The organism is Streptomyces caeni, from assembly GCF_042678285.1.
Classification (GTDB): domain Bacteria; phylum Actinomycetota; class Actinomycetes; order Streptomycetales; family Streptomycetaceae; genus Streptomyces; species Streptomyces caeni.
The window spans coordinates 142575-161104 of the sequence record NZ_JBHUDX010000011.1 but is presented as its reverse complement, the minus strand read 5'-3'; the positions used below and the strand labels follow the sequence as shown (position 1 = coordinate 161104).

17 protein-coding genes and 1 pseudogene are annotated in these 18530 nt (G+C 73.2%); 5 read left to right on the top strand and 13 right to left on the bottom strand.

Translation table 11 applies throughout. The features are described from left to right. Positions 1 to 12 precede the first annotated feature (12 nt). A complete protein-coding gene (ribA, locus tag ACFSL4_RS04950; RefSeq protein WP_381078889.1) occupies positions 13 to 702 on the bottom strand; it encodes a GTP cyclohydrolase II in 690 nt (229 codons plus the stop codon). A gap of 147 nt (positions 703 to 849) precedes the next feature. Between ribA and ACFSL4_RS04945 the strand changes: the two genes are divergently transcribed. Further along, complete coding sequence (locus ACFSL4_RS04945) at positions 850 to 1623, top strand: creatininase family protein (protein ID WP_381078921.1); 774 nt, start codon at positions 850 to 852, stop codon at positions 1621 to 1623. A gap of 341 nt (positions 1624 to 1964) precedes the next feature. Here the strand turns inward: ACFSL4_RS04945 and ACFSL4_RS04940 are convergent. The 5 genes and pseudogenes from ACFSL4_RS04940 to ACFSL4_RS04920 all read right to left on the bottom strand — a co-directional run. Beyond that, a pseudogene (locus ACFSL4_RS04940) lies at positions 1965 to 3056 on the bottom strand (lysylphosphatidylglycerol synthase transmembrane domain-containing protein); the annotation flags it as partial. Next, complete coding sequence (locus ACFSL4_RS04935) at positions 3053 to 4024, bottom strand: class I SAM-dependent methyltransferase (RefSeq protein ID WP_417820132.1); 972 nt, start codon at positions 4022 to 4024, stop codon at positions 3053 to 3055. The gene ACFSL4_RS04935 and the pseudogene ACFSL4_RS04940, both read right to left, overlap by 4 nt. Then, positions 4021 to 5172, bottom strand: a complete 1152-nt coding sequence (locus ACFSL4_RS04930) for a glycosyltransferase family 4 protein (protein WP_381078919.1) — start codon at positions 5170 to 5172, stop codon at positions 4021 to 4023. The genes ACFSL4_RS04935 and ACFSL4_RS04930 overlap by 4 nt, the downstream gene beginning before the upstream one ends. A 77-nt stretch (positions 5173 to 5249) precedes the next feature. Further along, positions 5250 to 5648, bottom strand: a complete 399-nt coding sequence (locus tag ACFSL4_RS04925; protein ID WP_381078887.1) for a 6-pyruvoyl trahydropterin synthase family protein — start codon at positions 5646 to 5648, stop codon at positions 5250 to 5252. Positions 5649 to 5813: 165 nt separating this feature from the next. Further along, positions 5814 to 6794, bottom strand: a complete 981-nt coding sequence (locus ACFSL4_RS04920) for an FAD-dependent oxidoreductase (protein WP_381078885.1) — start codon at positions 6792 to 6794, stop codon at positions 5814 to 5816. A 108-nt stretch (positions 6795 to 6902) separates the two neighbouring features. On the opposite strand from ACFSL4_RS04920, the gene ACFSL4_RS04915 reads away from it, so the two are divergent. Then, positions 6903 to 7694 (top strand): CDP-alcohol phosphatidyltransferase family protein, encoded by a 792-nt coding sequence (locus tag ACFSL4_RS04915; RefSeq protein WP_381078883.1) that lies wholly within the window; start codon positions 6903 to 6905, stop codon positions 7692 to 7694. Positions 7695 to 7700: 6 nt separating this feature from the next. Here ACFSL4_RS04915 and ACFSL4_RS04910 read toward each other — a convergent pair whose 3' ends face one another. Next, positions 7701 to 8156: an RpiB/LacA/LacB family sugar-phosphate isomerase gene (locus ACFSL4_RS04910; protein ID WP_381078881.1), complete on the bottom strand. Its 456-nt coding sequence runs from the start codon at positions 8154 to 8156 to the stop codon at positions 7701 to 7703. 101 nt (positions 8157 to 8257) lie between these two features. Here ACFSL4_RS04910 and ACFSL4_RS04905 point away from each other — a divergent pair, with 101 nt between their 5' ends. Together ACFSL4_RS04905 and ACFSL4_RS04900 are read left to right on the top strand one after the other, a co-directional pair. Continuing rightward, positions 8258 to 8872, top strand: a complete 615-nt coding sequence (locus ACFSL4_RS04905) for a DNA polymerase ligase N-terminal domain-containing protein (RefSeq protein ID WP_381078879.1) — start codon at positions 8258 to 8260, stop codon at positions 8870 to 8872. A 315-nt stretch (positions 8873 to 9187) separates the two neighbouring features. Further along, the gene (locus tag ACFSL4_RS04900; protein WP_381078877.1) at positions 9188 to 9940 is read left to right on the top strand and encodes an MBL fold metallo-hydrolase; all 753 of its coding nucleotides are present in this window, start codon (positions 9188 to 9190) and stop codon (positions 9938 to 9940) included. 345 nt (positions 9941 to 10285) lie between these two features. On the opposite strand, the gene ACFSL4_RS04895 is transcribed toward ACFSL4_RS04900, so the two are convergent. Beyond that, a complete protein-coding gene (locus ACFSL4_RS04895; RefSeq protein WP_381078875.1) occupies positions 10286 to 11737 on the bottom strand; it encodes an MFS transporter in 1452 nt (483 codons plus the stop codon). Between the two features lie 308 nt (positions 11738 to 12045). Between ACFSL4_RS04895 and ACFSL4_RS04890 the strand changes: the two genes are divergently transcribed. Next, the gene (locus ACFSL4_RS04890) at positions 12046 to 12627 is read left to right on the top strand and encodes a TetR/AcrR family transcriptional regulator (RefSeq protein WP_381078873.1); all 582 of its coding nucleotides are present in this window, start codon (positions 12046 to 12048) and stop codon (positions 12625 to 12627) included. A 13-nt stretch (positions 12628 to 12640) separates the two neighbouring features. Here the strand turns inward: ACFSL4_RS04890 and ACFSL4_RS04885 are convergent, their stop codons facing one another. From ACFSL4_RS04885 to ACFSL4_RS04865, 5 genes are all read right to left on the bottom strand, one after another. Continuing rightward, positions 12641 to 13501, bottom strand: coding sequence for a TIGR03943 family putative permease subunit (locus tag ACFSL4_RS04885; protein ID WP_381078871.1), 861 nt, complete (start codon positions 13499 to 13501; stop codon positions 12641 to 12643). After that, entirely contained in the window at positions 13498 to 14520 is a 1023-nt protein-coding gene (locus tag ACFSL4_RS04880; protein WP_381078869.1) for a permease, read from the bottom strand. Before ACFSL4_RS04880 ends, ACFSL4_RS04885 begins: the two co-directional genes overlap by 4 nt. 104 nt (positions 14521 to 14624) lie before the next feature. After that, positions 14625 to 16379, bottom strand: a complete 1755-nt coding sequence (locus ACFSL4_RS04875; RefSeq protein ID WP_381078867.1) for a phosphatidylglycerol lysyltransferase domain-containing protein — start codon at positions 16377 to 16379, stop codon at positions 14625 to 14627. A gap of 224 nt (positions 16380 to 16603) precedes the next feature. Further along, positions 16604 to 17497 (bottom strand): hypothetical protein, encoded by an 894-nt coding sequence (locus ACFSL4_RS04870; protein ID WP_381078865.1) that lies wholly within the window; start codon positions 17495 to 17497, stop codon positions 16604 to 16606. Between the two features lie 143 nt (positions 17498 to 17640). Beyond that, a complete protein-coding gene (locus tag ACFSL4_RS04865; protein ID WP_381078863.1) occupies positions 17641 to 18444 on the bottom strand; it encodes a helix-turn-helix domain-containing protein in 804 nt (267 codons plus the stop codon). Positions 18445 to 18530: the final 86 nt, after the last annotated feature.

The window sequence follows — 18530 nt, the reverse complement described above, 5'->3', positions numbered from 1 at the left end:
GCACCACCGCGGTCACGAGGAGCGCACCACGGCGTCCAGGTGCGGCAGGTAGTGGTCGAGCCGCTCCCGCTTGGTGCGCAGGTAGGTGATGTTGTTCTCGCACGGTGGTATCAGCAGCGGCACCTGCTCGTCGATCTTGATGCCGTGGCGCAGCAGCGCCTCCAGCTTGCGCGGGTTGTTCGAGAGCAGGCGCACGGACCGTACGCCGAGGTCGTGCAGGATCTCCGCCGCGACCCCGTAGTCGCGCGCGTCCACGGGCAGTCCGAGGGCCAGGTTCGCCTCGACGGTGTCCAGGCCCTCCGCCTGGAGCTTCATCGCGCGCAGCTTGCCGAGCAGGCCGATGCCGCGGCCCTCGTGCCCGCGGAGGTAGATGAGGATGCCGCGCCCCGCGGCCACGATCTCCCGCAGTGCGGTGGAGAGTTGGGGCCCGCATTCGCAGTGCGTGGACCCGAAGGCGTCACCGGTCAGGCACTCCGAATGGAGACGGGTGAGCATCCCCTCTTCCTCGATGTCGCCGTGGACGAGGGCGACTTGTTCGTCACCGCGGTCGTGGTCGAGGTAGCCGATGGCCTGGAAATCACCGTACTTGGTGGGCAAGGGGGCATTCACGACTCGGGTGACCCCGGAGGAGGGGGCATTCACGACTCGAGCGACTCCCGAGGAGTGGGCATTCCCGCCGAGCACGCCGTCAATGTCTGTCATGATCTGTTCCTATCTGGTAAGCGCAGGCGGTACGAGACGAAAGGCCGTGAAAACATGAGCGGTTCGGGAACTGCGGATACTGCTGGGACGCCGCCGAGGGGTGACGTGGTTGCCACCGGACTGCCGCCCGCGCACACCGCCGGCGTGCTGCCGTCCGACACCTCGCAGGACGTGCGGGCCCGGGGGGCCGGCCCCCACCGTCAGGTCGCCGTCCTCCCCGTGGGCAGCTTCGAACAGCACGGTCCGTGCCTTCCGCTGGCGACCGACACGCTGGTCGCCTGCGCGATCGCCCGCGAGGTCGCCGCCGCGTATCCCGTTCATCTCCTTCCTCCGGTGACGATCTCCTGCTCGCACGAGCACGCGGCATGGCCGGGAACGGTGAGCATCTCCTCCGTCACTCTCCATGCGGTGGTACGGGACATCGCCGAATCGCTCCGCCGCTCGGGCATCGAGGCCCTGGTGGTGGTCAACGGCCACGGCGGGAATTACGTCCTCGGCAATGTCGTCCAGGAATCGGCGGGCGACGGTGTGCGGATGGCGCTTTTCCCGGCCCCCGAGGACTGGGAGGCGGCCCGGGAGCGGGCCGGTGTGCGCACCACGCTGCTCAGCGACATGCATGCCGGGGAAATCGAGACCTCCATTCTTCTGCACTGTCATCCGGAATTGGTCAGGCCCGGTTACGAGACCACGGATTTCCTCGCCGACGACCGCAGGCATCTGCTCACCCTCGGTATGGCGGCCTACACGGAGTCCGGTGTCATCGGGCGTCCTTCGCTCGCTTCCGCGGAAAAGGGCAAGCAGTTGCTGGCCGCGCTCGCCGACTCCTTCGAGGCGTATTTCTCCCTGGTCGCCTCGGACGAGGACGAGGCGGTCGGGCGCACGCCGGGCGTCGCGGGTCCCGAGGGCCTGCGCCGGTCGTGACGCTGACGGCGCCTCAGGAACGGGGCGCGCGGCACGGGGGGTGAGCGGAGGTAGGTGGCGTACGGCATGGTGGCACGAAGCACGCGGGGCGTGGGCTCCGGTCCCGACGCGCCCGGCGCCGAAGGCACAGGCGCGGCGACAGCCTCGTCCCCGCCAGCCGCGGCTTCGTCCCCGCCACTCGCGGTGCGCCCATCGATCGCGGTGCGCTCACCGTCGGCCGCGGTGTGCTCCCCGCCGATCGCGGTGCGCTCACCGCCGATCGTGCTGTGCTCGCCGCCGGCCGCGACTTCGTACGTGGCCGTCGCGGCCTGGTCCGTGTCCCGCGAGGGGGCGTGTGGGTCGACACCGGCGCTCGCTCCCTCCGTCCTGGTCCCCGGCCGCCGCAGCCCCGCGCCCCAGCGGGCCAGGAGCACGAGGATCCCGGGCAGACTCGCGACGAAGCTGAGGACGCCATAGACGACGGCGACGCTCAGCCCGGTCTCCGCGCCGAGGCCGGCCGCGCCGAACGCCCAGGCGGTGACGCCCTCCCGGGGACCCCAGCCGCCGACGTTCAGCGGGAGCCCCATGGCGATGAGCGCGAGCACGGCCAGGGGAAGGAGCATGACCGGGGACGCCTGCGATCCGGCCGCCCTCGCCGCCACCAGGAACATCAGCAGATGACCGGCGAGCACGGCCACGGACGAGGACACGACCGCCGGCCAACTGCCGCGGGCCAGCAGGGCGCTGCGCGCCTCGGCGAGCGCGGCGTCGAGGGCGCGGCGCCGGCCCGACGGACGCGAGGTCCGGCCCATCCGCACCGCCGCCACGACCGCGAGCGCACCGAGCGCGGCGAGCGGCAGCACACCCGCGAGGTGGCGGGCCTGGGCGAGCACCGGCGACGGAAGGGTGAGCAGGACCGGCACACCGACGGCCACGAGGGCCACCTGGCCGGCGGTCCGCTCCAGCACCACCGCGCGCACACCGCGTCCCACGTCGCCGGCGCTCTGCCCGTGCCGCACGGCGCGATGCACGTCGCCGAGCACACCGCCGGGGAGCGCCGCGTTGAGGAACAGCGCACGGTAGTAGTCGGCGACGGCGGCACCGAGCGGCAGCCGGATGCCGAGGGCACCGGCCACGCGGCACCAGCGCCAGGCGCTGAACACGGTGGTCAGCACGCCGATTCCGAGCCCGGCGAGCAGGGTCGGGCCGTCGATCCGCCGCAGCCCGTCGAGGAAGACCCCCGTGCCGAGCCGCCACAGGAGCACACCCAGGATGAGGACCCCGGCGGCGGTGCCGAAGTGGCTGCGCACACCCCGCAGGAGGGCACGGCGACGGCCCCGGCCCGCATCGGCGCCGTCGCTCCGTGTGGCCGGCACGGTCACGCCGTCCCTCACGGCCGGGCCGGCGGTGGACGTCCCCCGCCCCGCCCGCACCGGCGCGGTCCGTACGCTCATGACGCGCCCCCCGCCGACCGCGGCAGGACCAGGACGTCGCTGTGGTGGACCACCACGGCGAGTCCGCCGGCCGCGCAGGCGGCCAGACGGTCTTCCAGATAGGCGTCGGCACCGGCCGCCAGGTCGGGCCGCTGCTCCACGGCCGCGCCGACCCAGCCGCGCAGCCACTCCTCGGTCAGGGCGGACTGCCGGGCGCCGAGCCGCCACGGGCTCGGACGGACCCGTACCGTCGCTCCGAGCCGGCCGAACGCGTCGCAGGCCACGCTCACCGCGTCGGGGCCGAGGAGGTCCCCGCGGCGCTGGTGGGCGTTGAACGCCTCGGCGATCTGCTGGTCCAGGGGGTGCGCGGGCGTGAGGTCCACGCGGCCGACGACGGAGAGCGTCAGCAGCGCCGGGCAGCCCGCGCCCACGCAGGCCGCGGCGAGCGTGTCGATCTCCTCGGCGGTGAGGACGTCGAGGAGCGCGGAGGCGGTCACCAGCGAGGCGCCGGTGAGGGCGTCGGGCGTGAGCCGGCCGATGTCGCCGCGCTGCGTGGTGACGGTCACCGGGCTGCCGTCGGCGGCGGCCCGGGGTGCCCCCACCGTGGCGAAGTGCAGCAGATAGGGGTCCCGGTCGTGCAGGATCCAGTGCTGGTCGCCGTCGAGGAGCGGGGCGAGCCAGCGGCCCATCGAACCGGTGCCGCAACCCAGGTCGTGCACGACCAGCCCGGTGGCGCGCCCGGCCTGGTTCGCGAGCCGGATCCGCAGCGGGTCGAGCAGGTCGTGGGCCCGCGCGGCCGCGTCGGCGGGCTCACGCAGCCGCAGCCACTGCGGGGCGTACCGGGGGACCTCGGAGTCGCCGTCGGTGGGCGCGGGGATCGCGGACAGGACCGCCGGCGCGGAGGTGGTGTCCTGATGTGCCGTACGGGACTGGGGGCCGTCCGGCTCCGTACCCGCCGTGGAGCCCGCCGGTGTCGTACTCGTGTTCATGCCGCCCTCCGGGGATCGTGGCCCATCCGGCTCAGGACGCCCGCCAGGCTGCGCGCCGTGGTCGCCCAGCCGTCCAGCGCGGCCCGGCGGCCGCGGGCGGCGGCCTTGAGGCGGCGCCGCACGTCCGCCTCGCCGAACCAGCCGCGCAGCTCCGCGGCCAGCGCGGCGGGGTCCTCCGGCGGTACGAGAATGCCGGGCACCCCGCCGTCGGGTGCGCGCCCGACCGCCTCCGGCAGGCCGCCGACGTCGGTGGCGAGGACCGGGATGCCGCGGGCGAGGGCTTCGGTGACGGCCATGCCGTATGTCTCGGCGTACGAGGTGAGGACCATGAGGTCGGCGGCGGCGTAGCTGGCGTCCAGGGCCGCGCCGGACTGGGGGCCGGCCAGCCGCAGCCGGTCGCCGAGGCCGTGCTCGTCGATGAGGGCGCGCAGGCGGGCGACGTACTCCGGGTCGTGGCCGAGCCCGCCGACGCACACGCAGGTCCACGGCAGGTCGGTGACGGTGGCGAGGGCCTCGATCAGCCGGTGCTGTCCCTTGCGCGGGGTGACCGCCGCGACGCACAGCAGCCGTGACACGCCGTCGGTGCCGGGTGCGAGTGGCGCGATGTCGGCGCCGGGAGCGGCGACATGGACGCGGTCGGGGGCGAGCCCGTGGTGGGAGACGAGCCGGCGTACGGCCCAGTCGCTGGTGGCCACGACGGCGGACACGGCCCGCAGGGTGGCGCGTTCCCCGGCGTCGAGTTCGGCCGCGGTCTGCGGGGCCAGTCCGGTCTCGTCGCCGAGCGGCAGGTGCACGAGGACGGCGAGGCACAGGCGTTCGGCCTCGGGCACCACGATCTCGGGGACGCCGCAGGCGACGAGGCCGTCGAGCAGGACGATGGTGCCGTCGGGCAGTTCCCGCAGGGTGCGGGCCAGTTCCCCGCGTGCCGCCGCGCCGGGCCGGGGCCAGGCGCCCTCGACCGTGTGCTTGTGGACCTGCCAGCCGAATCCGGGCAGGTCGAGGCAGATGCGGCGGTCGTAGGCGTTGCCGCCGCTGGGGGCGGCCGGGTCGTCGACGCCGCCCGGCATGACGAAGTGGACGGTGCGCAGGGACATGGGGATGATGCCGGCGTTCCTGAGGGCCGAGTGCTGTACGGGCACGAAGTTCAGGGGCGCCCGTTCGGTGGTGCGCCGTGCGGTCGTGTGGCCGTCGGCGCTCGGGGCCGCGTGGCCGATGGTCGTGTCGGTCACAGGGCACGCTCGTAACTCGCCCAGGCGATGTGCGATTCGTGCAGGGTGACGGTGAGACCGGATATCCCTCGGGCACTCTCGCCCAGCGCGCCCTTGTGGATCCGCTCGGCGAGGCGGTCGGCGATCACTTTGGCCAGGAACTCCGTCGAGGTGTTGGTGTGCGCGAAGTCCGGTTCGCTGTCGAGGTTGCGGTAGTTGAGCTCGCCCACCACGGCGCCGAGCTCCTGCGTGGCCAGTCCGATGTCGACGACGATGTTGTCGTCGTCCAGCTCGGCGCGGCGGAAGGTGGCGTCCACGAGGAACGTCGCTCCGTGCAGGCGCTGCGCGGGTCCGAAGACCTCGCCGCGGAAGCTGTGGGCGATCATCAGGTGATCGCGGACGGTGATGCTGAACAACGGACGACCCTCCAGGTGCGGTGCGTCTGATCCCCCTGCCGGGGCATGCCGTGTAGTACGGCTGGCCCCTGCGCGTTGTTCAGCTGCCCGTTCTCCTTTTGCGAGGTTCTCCGGGATGTCCACGGGAGTTTCCCCAAAGGCCGGGCAACTCGGGCGTGGCGGGGCTCAGTCGGCGTCGTACAGGACTCGGTGGCACAACCCCTTGTACGCGCCGTCGGCGAGGCGCGGCAGCACGTCGGGGAGTTCTTCGAAGGCGGACTCGCCGGTGATGAGCGCGTCGAACACGGGGTCCGCGAGCAGGTCGAGGGCGAGGGCGAGCCGGTCCGCGTAGCCGCGTGAGGCCCGGGCGTGCGGCGAGACGGTGCCGACCTGGCTGCTGCGCAGCGTGAGACGGCGCGAGTGGAACGCCTCACCGAGCGGAAGGGTGACACGGCGGTCGCCGTACCAGCTGAGTTCGACGACGGTGCCTTCCGGAGCGAGCAGGTCCAGGCACCGCACGAGCCCCTGCTCGGTGGCGCTGGCGTGGACGACGAGGTCGCACTCGCCGAGGGCGTCCTCGGGCAGGGCGAAGTCCACGCCGAGGGCGCGGGCGGTCGCGGCGCGCGCGGCATCGGCGTCGACGAGCTGCACACGGACGCCGGGGAACCGGGCGAGGAGCGCGGCCACGGAGCATCCGATCATGCCGCCGCCGACGACGGCGATCCGGTCCCCGACGAGGGGGCCCGCGTCCCACAACGCGTTGACGGCGGTCTCGACGGTGCCGGCCAGGATGGCACGGCCGGCGGGCACGGTGTCGGGCACGACGGTGACGGCGCCGGCCGGCACCACGTACCGGCTCTGGTGCGGATACAGACAGAACACGGTCCGTCCCACCAGCTCGTCGGGACCGTGCTCCACCCGTCCGACGCTCAGATAGCCGTACTTCACGGGTGCCGGGAAGTCGCCCTCCTGGAACGGGGCACGCATGGCCGCATGCTGACTCTCCGGCACGCCGCCGCGGAAGACGAGGGTCTCCGTACCGCGGCTGACCCCCGAATACAGCGCGCGCACGAGCACCTCGCCGTCGCCGGGCTCGAAAAGCCCGACGTCCCGGAGTTCTCCGTGCCCGGGTGAGCCGAGCCAGAACGCGCGAGCTGTGAGGTCCATGTGCGTCCTCCTGAACGATCCGCCGACTCTTCACGTACCGCAGCTACGAGAAGTCGCGCACAAGGTACGCGCGAAGATCGAATCTGTCACTTGGCCGGAGGGTGAGCGGTGGCCCTGAACCACACATATGACGCGAGGCTGTTGCAGCAGGAGACGACCGTGGGAGCGGGCGTGCAGGTGCTGCTGCTGGTCTTGTTGGGCACGGCGGTCGGGCTGGGCCCGGCCGGCTGGCTGACGGGCCTGGCGTTCGCGCTCGCCACCTGGGCCGTGCTGACCCGTGCCGTGCTCCGCTCCAGGCTGCGCACCTTCGGCCCGGCCAACCGGGTGACGCTGGGGCGGGCGATCCTGGTGGGCGGTGTCACGGCGCTGGTCGCGGACTCGTTCGAAAGCTCGCCCCCGGTGACGCTGTTCGTCTGTCTGACGGCGGTGGCGCTGGTCCTGGACGGCGTGGACGGCAAGGTCGCCCGCCGCACGGGCACCGCGAGCGCGCTGGGCGCGCGCTTCGACATGGAGGTCGACGCGTTCCTGATCCTGGTGCTGAGCGTGTACGTGTCGATGTCGCTGGGCCCGTGGGTCCTGCTGATCGGGGGGATGCGGTACGTGTTCGTGGCTGCCGCGCGGGTGCTGCCGTGGCTGAACGGAGAACTGCCGCCGAGCATGGCGCGCAAGACGGTGGCGGCGCTGCAGGGCATCACCCTGCTGGTGGCCGGCTCGGGATACCTGCCGTACGCGGCGGCAGCGGGGCTCGTCGCGGTCGCACTGGGCTCCTTGACCTGGTCGTTCGGCCGGGATGTGCTGTGGCTGCGGAGCGTGCGCGACGGGGGGCGGGACCCGGTGGATGCCGCCGTTCCCCCCGACGAGGTGGTGCAGCCGGTCGCCGAACTGGTGGCGGGTCCCTGACCCCTGTCAGGGAGCGGTCCTGCCGAGGTCGAGACGTCCGACGCGGGCCACGTTCTCCCGGTCGTCGGCGTCCGTGCTCGTCTCGGCGGCGAACCAGGCGTCGAGGATCTCCTTGAGCAGCGGCTCGGAGGTCAGCCGCAGACTGAGCGCCAGCACGTTCGCGTCGTTCCAGCGGCGCGCGCCGTCCGCCGTGTACGCGTCCGTGCACAGGGCCGCCCGGATTCCGGGCACCTTGTTCGCGGCGATCGAGGCGCCCGTGCCGGTCCAGCAGCACACGACCGCCTGGTCCGACCTGCCGTCGGCGACGTCGCGGGCCGCTGCCTCCGAGCACGCCGCCCAGCGCGCGTCGTCCCCGGGACGCAGCGCTCCGTGCGCGAGCACCTCGTGACCGCGGCGGCGCAGTTCGTCGGCGAGGCCGCGGGCCACGGGTTCGTCCATGTCCGAGGAAACGGAGATCCGCATGCGCCGCAGGCTACTCCTCCGCCCCCGCGGGTGGTCCTGGCGCACGACGGGGTACCCGGGGGGCACCTCCGCGGGGGCCGGGTGGCAGGAAGGAGCCGGACGTGGGCGGCAGCGACGGGCTGCGGGAGTACCGCGGCAGACGTGACTTCGACAGGACCGGCGAGCCCCGGGGCGACACGGCGCCGGACGGTGAGCAGCCCCGTTTCGTCGTGCAGATCCACGATGCGAGCACCCTGCACTTCGACTTCCGGCTCCAGGTCGGCGATGTGCTGAAGTCGTGGTCCGTCCCCAAGGGACCCTCCACCGATCCCGGTGACAAGCGCCTCGCCGTTCCCACCGAGGACCATCCGCCGCAGTACGAGGACTTCGAGGGCGTCATCCCGGCGGGCGAGTACGGGGGCGGCACCGTCATCGTCTGGGACCGCGGCACCTACCTGCCGCTGAGCCATGACCGCCGCGGGCGGCCCGTGCCCTTCGCGCAGTCGCTGGAACGCGGGCACGCCACGTTCCGGCTCGACGGGGCGAAGCTGCACGGCGAGTACGCCCTCACCCGGTTCCGCGGCGGGCGGGGGGACGGCGAGCGGGCGGCCTGGCTGCTGGTACGGACGGGCAGGGCCGGAACCGGGGGACACGGAACCCCGGACCCGCGCCGGGCCCGCTCGGTGCGCAGTGGGCGCACGCTCGCACAGGTCGCCGCGGACGACCACGGGGGCTGAGCGGTCTCGATCAGTCGTGAGAGGCCGTGCGGAGCCGTGCGGAGCCGTGCGGAGCCGTGCGGAGCCGTGCGGAGCCGCCCCGGTGGATCCGGTGCCGGTCACGCAGACCGCGTTCACGGAGTGGACCCGGGACGGCATGCTGCGCCATCCTCGGTTTCCCCGGCTGCGCAACCGGCCGCGCGACGACGAGCGGGCGGACGGGGTCGTGCGCGAGCGCCACCGGGCGGGTGGCCGGGCGAGCGCCGGTGACGCCCGGCACCGCAGAGCACCTGAGGTCGGCCCCCCTTCGGGGCCCTGAACGAGAACCGGTGATCCATGCCCAACGACAGCATCGTCGAGGTCGGCAGCGACGTGTACCTCGTCGCGGGAAGCAGCACCAACTGGGTGATCGTCAAGGACGGCGGCACCGCCACCCTCGTCGACACCGGGTATCCCCGGGACCGGGAGCGTCTCCTCGCGTCGCTGGCCGCCGTCGGTGTCGCCCCCGGCGCCGTGGCGGCCGTGCTGATCACGCACGCGCACAACGACCACATCGGCGCGGCGGAGTACCTGCGACGCACGCACGGGACGCCGGTTCTGATGCACGAGGCGGAGCTCGCGCACGCGCGCCGCGAGTTCCTGCACCAGGTCTCGGTCGGCCAGGTCCTCGCCAACGGCTGGCGGCCCGGTGTCCTTCCGTGGGCCGTCCACGCGCTGCGGGCGGGGGGAACGGCGCACATCCCTGTCATCGAGCCGCAGGCGTTCCCCGGGGAGGGCCGGCTCGATGTTCCGGGGCGTCCGCTTCCGGTGCTCACTCCCGGTCACACCGACGGGCACTGCGCCTATCATCTGGCCGACGCCGGGATCCTGATCACTGGCGACGCGCTGGTCAGCGGCCATCCGACGGCGCGCCGCCGCGGCCCCCAGCTGCTGCCCCGGATGTTCCACCGGGACCGGGCCCGGGCGCTCGATTCGCTGACCGCCCTGGAAGGGCTCGACGCCGATGTCCTCCTGCCCGGCCACGGCCCGCTGATCGGCACGGCCGTCGCCACGGCGGTCGAACACGCACGCGAACTGGCCGCCTCCTAGCACGGCCCCGAGCCACGGCCCCGACCCACGCCCCCGACCGCCGCCCGGGCCCCGAGGGAGTCCCGGCGGCCCACGGGCACGCGGCCCCAAGACTCGCCCCGGGCCCCCGAGCCCCCGTGGCCAGACGGGCGGCCCCGAAGCCGGACGCCCACCACGAGGCCCAAAACCAGATCGGCGCCTCCAAGGCCAGGCACCCCACCCCGAAGCCAGACCAGCGGCCCCGAAGCCGGACGCGCGGCCCCAACGCCCACCACGAGGCCCGAGGCCAGGCGCACGATCCAAAGGTCCGGTGCCGGGCCCGTGGACCCGGCACCGGTTCACCCGCCGCAGGCTCCGGCCCGCCCGTCAGCCACGCGCACCCTGCGCGGCTGCCTCCGGCTCCGCATGAACCGGCTCCTCCGGCGCACGCGGCGCACCGGTGGGCCGGCCCGCCCGACGGACCGGGACGAGCAGCGCGGCAAGCGCCGCGGCGAGGCAGAGCAGGGCCAGCAGTCCGAAACCGTGGGTGTAACCGGCGTCGTACGGCAGACCCGAGGGCTGCAGCCGTCCGGTCACCAGCACTCCGGTGACCGCGGCGCCTATGGAGCCACCGATCGTCCGGATGTTGGCGTTCATGCCCGTCGCGGCGCCGGTCTGCTCCGCCGGAACGCTGCCGACGATCAGGTTGGCCATCGAGGCGAAGGCCAACCCGATACCGAAGCCGAACACACCCGCGACAAGGGCCACCTGCCACTGCCGGTCGTGCCAGAGGGTGAGGAAGCCGCAGCCGAACGCGCCCAGCGCGGCACCGGCGGTGAGCAGGGCCTTGGCTCCCACCACGGGCTCCAGACGGCCGCTCAGCATGCCCGAGACGAACATGGCGACCAGCATCGGCAGCATGAGCAGTCCGGACTCGGTGACGGACGCGCCGAAGCCGTATCCGGCGGAGGGGGGCGTCTGCACGAAGCCGGGCAGGAAGGTCCAGATGGCATACATGCCCGCACCGAACAGCAGTGCGGCGGCGTTGGTCGTCCACACGGCGGGCAACCGCATGACGCGCAGGTCGATCAGCGGGGTGCGGGAGCGCGCCTCGCCGAGCAGCCACAGCGCGAAGAGCACCACCGCGGCGGCGAAGAGGCCGATGACGCGGGCCGATCCCCAGCCCCATCGGCTCGCCTGGCTGAGCGGCAGCAGCAGGGCCACCAGCCATGCCGACAGCAGCACGGCGCCATGCCAGTTGATGCGGCCCTCGGCCCGGTGGGACGACTCGGGTACGAAACGGAGGGCGATCAGGGTGGTGATGGCGACGACGGCGACGGGGATCCAGAACAGCCAGCGGTAGTCGAGCGCGGACACGATGGGACCGGCCGCCACCATGCCGACACCGCCGCCGGCGGCGATCACGGCGGACAGGTTGCTGATGCTGCCGCTCACCTCGGCCGGGGCGAACTCGTCCCGGATGATGCCGAAGGACAGCGGGAACAGCGCGCCGCCGGCGCCCTGGATCACCCGGGCGACGATCAGCACGCCGATGTCGGGCGCGAGCGCGGCCAGCAGACAGCCGAGCGTGACGGTCAGCAGTACGGCGACCAGCGTGCGCTTCCTGCCTGCCATGTCGCCGACCCGGCCGAGGATCGGTGTGAAGACCGAGGCGGACAGCAGATACGCCGTCATCACCCAGGTCGCGGTGGACTGCGAGGCGTGCAGGGCGTGTTGAACGGTCGGCAGGGCCGGTGCGATCAGCGACTGCAGCATGGAGAACACGCCCGCACCGGTCGCGAGGACCGCGAAGGTGAGGCGGGTGGACGTGCGGGGCATCAAGGGCCTTTCCGAACAGGGGCGGCCGAGGTCACCGGCCGCGGTCGCGTGGACTCGGTCGCGCCGCCGGGCAGCACGGAGCACGCCGACGGCCGCGGGGAGCGGTCGCGGAGCGGATGGATGCGTGATGAACGGGCGGTGCGGTCGGCACGGGCCCGGTGCCAGGTCGAGGGGTACGGGGTCGCCGACGGCGGGTGCGGCCGCACGCGCTCGGGACGAGCGCACCCCGACTGCTAAAGTGGAGGTACACCTCCACTGTAACGGAGGCATACCTCCGCTTCAACTCCGCTCCGGCCCGGGAGGCAGCAGTGACGGCCCAGCCGTTCCCCGTCAGCGAGATCGTGGCGTCCCAGCGGCCCCACCGGAAGGACGCCGCTCGCAACTACGACGCCCTGATCACCGCCGCGCGCGACGCCTTCGCGGAGAACGGCGCGGAGGCGTCCCTGGAGGACATCGCCCGGAGGGCCGGCGTCGGCATCGGCACGCTCTACCGCAACTTCCCCACCCGCCGCCACCTCTTCGAAAGCGTGTACGCGGGCGAGGTGAACGCCCTGTGCCAGGTGGCCGAGGAGGTCGCCGACCTGGAGCCGTGGGAGGCGCTGACCTCGTGGCTGCGCCGGTTCGTCGACTACACGGTGACCAAGCGGGCCATCCGCGAGGCGCTGGACGGCGAGTCGGACATCTTCCTGGCCTGCCGGGAGTCCATGTACCAGGCCGGGGGCCCGCTGTTCGAGCGCGCCCAGAAGGCGGGCGCGGCCCGCACGGACATGCGCTTCGACGACCTGCTGCGCATGGTCGCCGGGATCACTGCGACGCACTTCCTGGACGACGCACAGCGGGACCGGGTGCTCAACGTGGCGCTGGACGGGGTCCGGGCGTCTGCGAACTGACGTCCCGTCGGTCTCAGTTGTTCCAGCTCTCGTCGTACGGGTCACGGGGGGCCGGCACCGGCCTGGCCCGTACGACATCGATGAACGGGATGATCCCCCCGTTCACGGGGTCCTTGGTCCGCTCGCCGGTGTAGGTGCCGGTGACGTCGAGCCAGGAGTCGGGCTCCAGGACGGGGGGCAGCTTCCCGGACAGCCCGACCTTGACCGGCTGCGCGTCGGCGGCGCAGCAGCTGAGGGCCATGCGGACCAGGTAGGGCGTGCCGCCGCGATCGAGGGCGACGAACCCGGCGATCTCGACCTTCCGGCCGCCGAGGGAGCGTCCGTGGCCGTAGGCGGCGCGGCCCGCGTAGTCCACCAGGTTGAGCCGGACCGGGTCGCCGCCCGGCAGGGCCGGGTAGCCGAAGGGCGGCTGGAGGGCGGTTCCGGTGCGCAGGGCGCTGTAGGAACCCAGCGCGGGCGGGGCGACCAGGATGAGGGCGAACAGGGGCAGCACGAGGAGCCAGGAGATACGGGGCTCGCGATGGGTGTGCCCGTGCCCGCGCTCCTGCCCTTGCTCGTACCCCTGCCCTTGCTGGTGCCCGTGCTCGTGCCCGTGCTCCTGTCCCTGCCGGTGATCCTGCCCCTGCCGGTGATCCTGGGCGTCCCCGTGGACGTCGTGCGGCTCGCCGCCGTCGGGGCGTTCCGCAGCCACCCGCGACCGGCTCAGTTCGTACCGGACGGTGGCCGCGGCGGCCACGATCAGCACGGCCCCGGAAGCGAGCAGCAGCGGGCGCAGCCCGGCCTTGACGTAGCGCAGATACAGATCGGTGGTGCCGGCGTGCAGCATCGCTCCGCCGAGCAGGAAGAGAACGGCGGCCTGCGCCTGGCGGTTCACAGCAGCACCGCCCCGGTCAGGGCCGATGCCAGGATCGCGAGCACGAGGGTGGCGGGGGCGAACCGCAGGGCGAAGGAGCGGCCGAACGTGCCGGCCTGCATCGCGAATAGCTTCAGGTCGATCATCGGTCCCACCACGAGGAAGGCCAGCCGGGCGGTCAGGGAGAACTGGGACAGCGAGGCGGCCACGAACGCGTCCGCCTCGGAGCAGATCGACAGCAGCACGGCCAGGACCGACAGCGCGAGGACCGCCACCATCGGGTCGCCCGCCGCCGTGCGCAGCCAACTCGCCGGCGCCACGGCCTTGAGGGTGGCGGCGGCCATGGCTCCGACCACGAGGAAGCCGCCGGCGTGCATCACGTCGTGCCGTACGGAGCCCCAGAACGCGGCTCCCTTGCTCCGGCCCTCGTACGACGCACGGTCCGGCGGTCGCAGCCATTCGGTGCGCCCCAGCCTCTGCCACAGCCACCCCATCGCGCACGCCACGAGCAGGCTCGCCGCGAACCGGGCGAGGACCATCTCCGGGTCGCGCGGGAACGCGACGGCGGTGGCGGTCAGCACGATCGGGTTGATCGCGGGGGCGGACAGCAGGAAGGCCAGTGCCGCGGCGGGTGTGACACCCCGGCGCACGAGCGCCCCGGCGACGGGCACCGACGCGCATTCACAGCCGGGCAGGACCGCCCCGGCCACGCCGGCGACCGGCACCGCGAGCGCGGGCCGTCGCGGCAGCGCCCGGGCGAAGAACGACGGCGGAACGAACACCGCGAGGGCCGCCGACAGCAGGACGCCGAGGACCAGGAAGGGCAGGGCCTGGACGACCACCGCGAGGAAGACGGTCATCCAGCTCTGCATCACCGGCGCGCCCAGCGCCCGCCGGATCGGTCCCTGCCCGACGACCATCCCGAGCAGCAGCAGCGTCAGGCCGAGGGAGGAGTTGAACTGCCATCCCTGCGGAGTCTGCTCGCCGTCGCCCCGGCCGCCTCGGCCGACCACAGGCGGGGGTGCTTTGACGATGGTCACGGTCGGGATACCTCCGGAGGGACGGGCGGCGCGGGGGGGGTTCCCCCTTCTCCTCTACGCGGCCCTCGGCGCCCGTGTCTCACCCGGTCCCGGAACTTTGCCGGTCAATGACCCTTTCGGTACGCCGTCCCCGGCTGCCCCTGCGCGGCCGGGGCGTGCCGACGGCGGAAGAGCGCCGGCAGGCTCGGCACGGTCAGGAACCCCTCGGCGCGTGCGCTGGCGACGCCGATGCGCGGAATGTCGCTGCTCTTCTCGAACAGCAGGAAGCGGGGTTCCCACACGGGCCGGTACTTGGCGTTGGCGCGGTAGAGGGACTCGATCTGCCACCAGCGCGAGAAGAAGGTCAGCACGGAGCGCCACAGCCGCAGGACGGGACCGGCGCCCAGACGGGAGCCACGTTCGAAGACGGAGCGGAACATGGCGAAGTTGAGCGACACCCGCTCGACGCCGATCTCACGGGCGCGCAGCAGCAGCTCGATGACCATGAACTCCATCAGGCCGTTCTCGCAGTTGCGGTCGCGCCGCATCAGGTCGAGGGAAAGCCCGTGCTCGCCCCAGGGGACGAAGCTGAGCAGGGCCCGGGGCTCGCCCTCGCCGTCACGGCACTCCAGCATCACGCAGCACCCGTCGGCGGGGTCGCCGAGTCGGCCCAGGGCCATGGAGAAGCCGCGTTCGCTGCCGCCGTCGCGCCAGTGGTCCGCCTTCTCGATCAGCGTGGCCATGTCCTGCTCCGGGATGTCCCCGTGGCGTCGGACGGTCACGGTGTACCCGGCGCGCCGGACGCGGTTGTGCGCCTGCCGCACGACCCGCATCGCCCGTCCCTCCAGACTGAAGTCGGCGACCTCCACGATCGCCTCGTCACCCAGTTCGAGGGCGTCCAGGCCGTGCCGGGCGTAGATGGTTCCGGCCTCCTCGCTGGCGCCCATGACGGCGGGCGTCCAAGCGTGCCGGCGAGCCTCCTCCAGCCACTGCTCGATGGCGCCAGGCCATGCCTCGGGGTCGCCGATCGGGTCGCCGGAGGCGAGGGTGACGCCGCCGACCACCCGGTAGGTGACGGCGGCCTTGCCGCTCGGCGACCAGATCACGGCCTTGTCGCGGCGCAGCGCGAAGTAGCCGAGGGAGTCCCTCTCGCCGTGCTTGGCGAGCAGCACCCGCAGTCGCTGCTCGTCCTCCGCGCCGAGGAGCTCACGGCCTCGGGGAGAGCGGAAGCAGGCATACAGGACGAGGAGGAAGGAGACCGCGATCAGGATGTTGACGGTGATGTCCACCCAGCGCGGGGCGTGCACGGCGTCGACACGGTCGGCGAGCGGGCCGACGCTGATGCCGCGCAGCAGCGTGTATGCGATCTCGTCCGTCAGGGTGGCCCCGGGCAGCGTGTTGGTGGCGCGCACCAGCAGGGTGCCGATGCCGCCGCTGACGAGGATGCCGCAGGCGCCGACGATCAGTGCGAGACGCGGGTTGGAGCGGTCGCCCACGGCCCGGAACTCCTTGCGCCCGAGCAGCAGCGCCGCCACGAACAGGCCGGTGAGCAGGGCTGAGATCCAGTTGAAGACGTGCCGGCGGTAGGGGTCCTGGGTCAGGGCGAGCGCGTAGAGTCCGAAGAGGGAGCCGGCCAGCAGCATGTTGAAGATCCACGCGGCCCGCTTGCGACGCCGCATCACCACGGCCAGGAACAGGGCGAGGGCCGCCGAGACCAGTCCGGCGGTGGCGAGGTACGGGGTGAAGTACTCGCCGGCGTTGTGCTCGTGGACCTCTTCGCGGAAGGGCAGCGAGAGGACCGCCACGATGTTCAGCAGCACCAGCAGCCGCAGATACCACACGGTGGCGACGGCCGCTCCCGGCCGGAGGCGCGCGAGCAACGGCGGCCGGTCGCCTTCCGTACTCTGCGGGCGCTGGGGGCGCTGCCGGGGGACCACTGCTTGTTGCTGTGCGGGCACCGCGATGACTCACCTTGACGAGAGGCCGGGGAAACCGGCGGGGACGGAAGCGGCAGGGGGAACGGGGTCCTGTAAACACTACATTTCGTAGGGGACACAGGGAGCACACAGAGAGTAGGAGTCAGGCAAGGATCGGTGCTACCGCGCTACTGGGTCCGCTCCTCCGCGCCCACGGTACGGGCCTCGTCGGCCTGTCGGCGATCCTCCGGTCGTCCGGGATCCGGGCACTGCGGGTCCGCGTTCCCGGGGTCCCCGCGGTCGCCCTCCCCCCGGTCGAGATCCATGGAACCGGGGCTCATGGAACCGGGACTCATAAAACCGGGGCTCATGGGGCCCATAACCATGGGACTGGCACCCATGGGACTGGCACCCATGGAGCCCGCACCCATAGGACTGGCCCCCATGGAGCCCGCACCCATGAGTGTGGGTCCCGCGGGGCCCACACCCGCGCACTCTGTCAGGAAGGGCACCAGCCCCCGTTCCAGCACGGCGAGCTCCCACGCCGCACGGGCCCGGCTCACCTCGGGGTCGCCCGGTGCCGCCTCGCCGGCCCCGCGCCGGGCTCGGCCGCGTGCGCCCGTCACCAGAAGCCAGCCGAGATCCCCGATCGCGGCCCCCGCCGTCACGGCCGCGGCGATCACTCCGGCCATCACGAGCCCGTCGCCGATGTGGGGGCGCACGGCGAAGGCGCGCAGGCCGAATCCGCACAGCAGGAACACTCCCGTGGCCACGGCCCCGAGGCTCGGCACGAGGACCGCGAGCACGGGCAGGATCCGCTCCCTCGTGGCGTCGTCGGCGTGCGGCGGACCGTCGCGGCCGACGGCGGCGGCCAGCGCCTTGACGTACTCGTCGTGTTCCACGGCGGCGACACCGAGGAGGCGCTCACGCTCCTCCAGGGCACGCGCCCGCAACCGCTCACGCCACGGGCCCGTGTCGGCGGCACCGATCGCGGCGGCGATCTCAGGAGAGCCCAGGGCCCGGTCCACCACCTGCTCGAAGATCGGACCGCCCAGTGGTGACGGCTCGTCAGACTCCTGCACGGCTCCCCCGATCGGCGGCAACACACCGCCCGGCACGGACCGGCGGACGGACGCCCCAAACCCTACAACATGTAGGACATCCGTCAGGGCGGCACGCCCTCATACGGCGCACACCCCGCGCGGCACTCGATCCGGTCATCCGCTCAGCCCTCCCCGGTCGGCACGGAGTCCAGGCCGGTGCAGGCCAGTCTGCCGCCCACCTCGGCGCACGCCTCCACACCGTCGAGCGAGGTGACGGCGAGCATGGGGCTCGCCCAGCCGCCGGCGCCGTCGCCCGGGTACCCGGCGGACAGCACGTCCCGCCCGGAGCGGACGGAGATGACCCGGGCGTCCGACGCCCGCGCCTGGACCTCGGCCCAGGCGGTGCCGCAGGAGGGCGAGTACTCCAGCCGTACGGCGTACGAGGCGTCGTGGACCGTGCTCTTGGTCTGCGCGTCCCGGCGGCAGGCGGAGCCCGCGGGCAGCTGCCCTTGGCAGGACGCTCCCCGGCACCGGGGCGAGGCCGCCGCGAGCCGCCCGCCGGGAGCGTGGGAGCGGTGGGTCGCCACGAGGGTGACCACCACCGCGGAGACCGTGACGACCAGGGCGAGCGCCGGGAACGGCAGCCGCCGCGAGCGGGTGGGCCGCGCCGTGGCACCGGCGGCGGACGGCCCGTCCGCCGCCGGTGCCCGCTCGGCCGCCTCCCACAGGGCGAGCAGGGGTGCGGGGTCGGCGCCGGCGAGTGCGGCCAGCGCCTCCACGGCCGAACGGGGCGGCCGTTGGACGCCGTGGAGGTAGCGGTGCCAGGCGGACTTGCTGTAAGGGGTGCGGGCGGCCAGGGCCGCGAGACTGAGACCGGTGCGCTCCTTCAGCCCGCGCAGCCCCGCCGCCACGGGGTCGTCCGGCTGGGCGGGCGGAGCGGCCGCCGGCCGGCAGGGCATCGCCGTCCATGGCGCACCGGCCTTCACGGTCTCGATCCTTGGGGCTGTCGCATGACCTGTCCCTCGACGCCGACTCCAATTTGGGCTTTTCGCACTGCTTGTTGTGATCTGTT